Origin of the sequence: Rhizobium sp. 0TCS1.26 (assembly GCF_050455525.1) — a bacterium.
Classification (GTDB): domain Bacteria; phylum Pseudomonadota; class Alphaproteobacteria; order Rhizobiales; family Rhizobiaceae; genus Neorhizobium.
The window spans coordinates 1-4,230 of sequence record NZ_JBCIYV010000008.1 but is presented as its reverse complement, the minus strand read 5'-3'; the positions used below and the strand labels follow the sequence as shown (position 1 = coordinate 4,230).

The 4,230-nt window shown below is 54.0% G+C and carries 2 tRNA genes and 1 rRNA gene; all 3 read left to right on the top strand.

Going from position 1 to position 4,230, the window contains the following annotated elements:
* Nucleotides 1–137 precede the first annotated feature (137 nt).
* Nucleotides 138–214, top strand: a tRNA-Ile gene (locus tag AAIH46_RS21465).
* Nucleotides 215–423: 209 nt separating this feature from the next.
* Nucleotides 424–499 (top strand) — tRNA-Ala (locus AAIH46_RS21460).
* Between the two features lie 722 nt (nt 500–1,221).
* Nucleotides 1,222–4,187, top strand: a 23S ribosomal RNA gene (locus AAIH46_RS21455).
* Nucleotides 4,188–4,230 lie beyond the last annotated feature (43 nt).

The window sequence follows — 4,230 nt, the reverse complement described above, 5'->3', positions numbered from 1 at the left end:
TAGGTCACGATCGCAAACGAAATACGCCGATGCCGGCCTGTTCATTCAGGCCACATGGTATCGGTATGGCGAGATCCGCCGACCACGTTTCTCTTTCTTCATGAAGACAAAAAACCGCACGACCGGTTTGACTGAATGGGCCCGTAGCTCAGTTGGTTAGAGCACACGCTTGATAAGCGTGGGGTCGGTAGTTCGAGTCTACCCGGGCCCACCATTTGCTTAGCAGCAAACGGTTGTTTGCGTTCACGTGCTGTTCGGACCTTTGGTCCTGCACTCCACGAGGGCGCCAAACGCTTGGCGACGGCTCTCTGAGCCTGTATGGGTGGCGCATTCAATGTTGAATACGATCGTGTGGATTATGGTGTTGATGGACGGGCTTTGTTGCTGATGCCAATTGGCTACTGCCTATTCCCTGACGAGATTGGGGCTTTAGCTCAGCTGGGAGAGCACCTGCTTTGCAAGCAGGGGGTCAACGGTTCGATCCCGTTAAGCTCCACCATATTTGGTCCTCACGGCGAGCGCAGCCTTTGGCTGCTGCCTGCGGACGGCGCGCCGAACGGTCGGCGACGGCCTCACGGCCTGTACTGGTGGTCTGCTCACGATTGAGCGTGGCAGCCATACAGCGCGGTAGCGCGTCGCCAGGATCTGGCGCCCCTGCGGAGCGCCTTTGGCGCGTGAGCACAAGAATTGTCTTCTGAAGAAAAACAAGTTTGCACAGAGCGTATGCTTTGTGCCTGTTCTGCAAAAATCGTGAAGAGAAGATTGATCTGGAGGCTTCCAGGTATGTGTTTTGCCGCAAGGCAGGGCATGTGTCCGATGCCGGTTCCAATGATGTCGTTGATGGCCTAGCCGGCCGGATACGAAGGAGGGACCGGAGAAGGTAGGAAGTTTGTCACTCTGGTCGTCTGTTGTTGGTGTTCTAAGGCATTCGTGCCGAATGGCACCTCTGATGGATTACTGATGACCGTTGCCTGACCGCGCGGTCCCGGATTTGATCTCGAGAAGCTGGTCTTAAGACAGGCTGCAAGCGAGCTGCTCGGCGTAGCTCCAATAAAGCAGACCTGTCGAACACGTCGATGGCATCTGACAGGTCCGATTGTAAAAGGTAATCGGATATCTGCGAGGCAGTAGGGAATAGGCAGTCGGCATTAGGGTTTTCCCTGATGGCTATTGCCTTATGCCTTTTGCCTCCAGGTTGGGATGAGCATTGGCAATGAGAACGATTAAGTGTCGTAAGGGCATTTGGTGGATGCCTTGGCATGCACAGGCGAAGAAGGACGTGATACGCTGCGAAAAGCCGTGGGGAGCTGCGAATGAGCTTTGATCCATGGATATCCGAATGGGGAAACCCACCTTAGACATCTAGAAAATCATTTTGGTTGTCGGGTTTTTGACCCGACGTTACGGCGAACGATCGCCGACGGCCTATCGGCCTGTACTGGTGGCATGCTCGATGTTCGAGTGTGGCAGCTTGCAGCGCGGTAGCGCGTCGCCGGTCGTCCGGCGCGCCCACGCAGCGCCGCACGGGAACGTGCGGAACAAGCGTGAGTGAGAACCGAAATGGTTTCTAGATGTCGCGATAAGGTATCTAGCTCTGAATACATAGGGGTTAGAAGCGAACTCGGGGAACTGAAACATCTAAGTACCCGAAGGAAAGGACATCAACCGAGACTCCGTAAGTAGTGGCGAGCGAACGCGGACCAGGCCAGTGGCAATCAGGAATAAAGCTGAACAGGTTGGAAAACCTGGCGAGAATGGGTGATAGCCCCGTAAGCGTAGAACACTGATTGTCCTTGAGTAGGGCGGGACACGAGAAATCCTGTCTGAACATGGGGAGACCACTCTCCAAGCCTAAGTACTCGTGCATGACCGATAGCGAACAAGTACCGTGAGGGAAAGGTGAAAAGCACCCCGACAAGGGGAGTGAAATAGAACCTGAAACCGGATGCCTACAAACAGTAGGAGGCCGCAAGGCTGACTGCGTACCTTTTGTATAATGGGTCAACGACTTAGTGTATCTAGCAAGCTTAAGCCGGTAGGTGTAGGCGCAGCGAAAGCGAGTCTGAATAGGGCGATTTAGTTAGATGCATTAGACCCGAAACCGAGTGATCTAGCCATGAGCAGGCTGAAGGTTGGGTAACACCAACTGGAGGGCCGAACCCGCATCTGTTGCAATAGATTGGGATGACTTGTGGCTAGGGGTGAAAGGCCAATCAAACTCGGAAATAGCTGGTTCTCCGCGAAATCTATTTAGGTAGAGCGTCGACCGAATACCCTCGGGGGTAGAGCACTGGATGGGCTATGGGGACTCACCGTCTTACTGATCCTAACCAAACTCCGAATACCGAGGAGTACTAGTCGGCAGACACACGGCGGGTGCTAACGTCCGTCGTGAAGAGGGCAACAACCCTGACCTCCAGCTAAGGTCCCCAAGTCATGGCTAAGTGGGAAAGGATGTGAGGATCCCAAAACAACCAGGATGTTGGCTTAGAAGCAGCCATCATTTAAAGAAAGCGTAACAGCTCACTGGTCTAAATAAGGGTCTTTGCGCCGAAAATGTAACGGGGCTGAAGCCATGCACCGAAGCTGAGGATGTGGATTTATCCACGTGGTAGCGGAGCGTTCCGTAAGCCAGTGAAGGAGGACCCGTGAGGGCCTCTGGAGGTATCGGAAGTGCGAATGTTGACATGAGTAACGATAAAGGGGGTGAGAGACCCCCTCGCCGAAAGACCAAGGGTTCCTGCTTAAAGTTAATCTGAGCAGGGTTAGCCGGCCCCTAAGGCGAGGCGGAAACGCGTAGTCGATGGGAACCACGTTAATATTCGTGGGCCTGGTGGTAGTGACGGATTGCGTAACTTGTTCACTCTTATTGGATTGAGTGGGCGGGGAAGCGGTTCCAGGAAATAGCTCCATCATTATAGACCGTACCCGAAACCGACACAGGTGGTCAGGTAGAGTATACCAAGGCGCTTGAGAGAACTATGTTGAAGGAACTCGGCAAATTGCACGCGTAACTTCGGAAGAAGCGTGACCCCTTTTTACGCAAGTATGAAGGGGTGGCACAGACCAGGGGGTAGCGACTGTTTATCAAAAACACAGGGCTCTGCGAAGTCTTTAAGACGACGTATAGGGTCTGACGCCTGCCCGGTGCTGGAAGGTTAAGAGGAGGGGTGCAAGCTCTGAATCGAAGCCCCAGTAAACGGCGGCCGTAACTATAACGGTCCTAAGGTAGCGAAATTCCTTGTCGGGTAAGTTCCGACCTGCACGAATGGCGTAACGACTTCCCCGCTGTCTCCAACATAGACTCAGTGAAATTGAATTCCCCGTGAAGATGCGGGGTTCCTGCGGTCAGACGGAAAGACCCCGTGCACCTTTACTATAGCTTTACACTGGCATTCGTGTCGGCATGTGTAGGATAGGTGGTAGGCTTTGAAGCGGGGACGCCAGTTCTCGTGGAGCCATCCTTGAAATACCACCCTTATCGTCATGGATGTCTAACCGCGGTCCGTCATCCGGATCCGGGACAGTGTATGGTGGGTAGTTTGACTGGGGCGGTCGCCTCCGAAAGAGTAACGGAGGCGCGCGATGGTGGGCTCAGACCGGTCGGAAATCGGTCGTCGAGTGCAATGGCATAAGCCCGCCTGACTGCGAGACTGACAAGTCGAGCAGAGACGAAAGTCGGTCATAGTGATCCGGTGGTCCCGCGTGGAAGGGCCATCGCTCAACGGATAAAAGGTACGCCGGGGATAACAGGCTGATGACCCCCAAGAGTCCATATCGACGGGGTTGTTTGGCACCTCGATGTCGGCTCATCGCATCCTGGGGCTGGAGCAGGTCCCAAGGGTTTGGCTGTTCGCCAATTAAAGCGGTACGTGAGCTGGGTTCAGAACGTCGTGAGACAGTTCGGTCCCTATCTGCCGTGGGTGTAGGAATATTGACAGGATCTGTCCCTAGTACGAGAGGACCGGGATGGACATATCTCTGGTGGACCTGTTGTCCTGCCAAGGGCATAGCAGGGTAGCTATATATGGAAGGGATAACCGCTGAAGGCATCTAAGCGGGAAACCCACCTGAAAACGAGTATTCCCTATCAGGGCCGTGGAAGACGACCACGTTGATAGGAGGCGTGTGGACGTGCAGCAATGCATGAAGCTTAGCCTTACTAATCGCCCGATTGGCTTGATCGTTCTCATTGACCATGCTCATCTGACAAAGTCAGATGAGCCATCT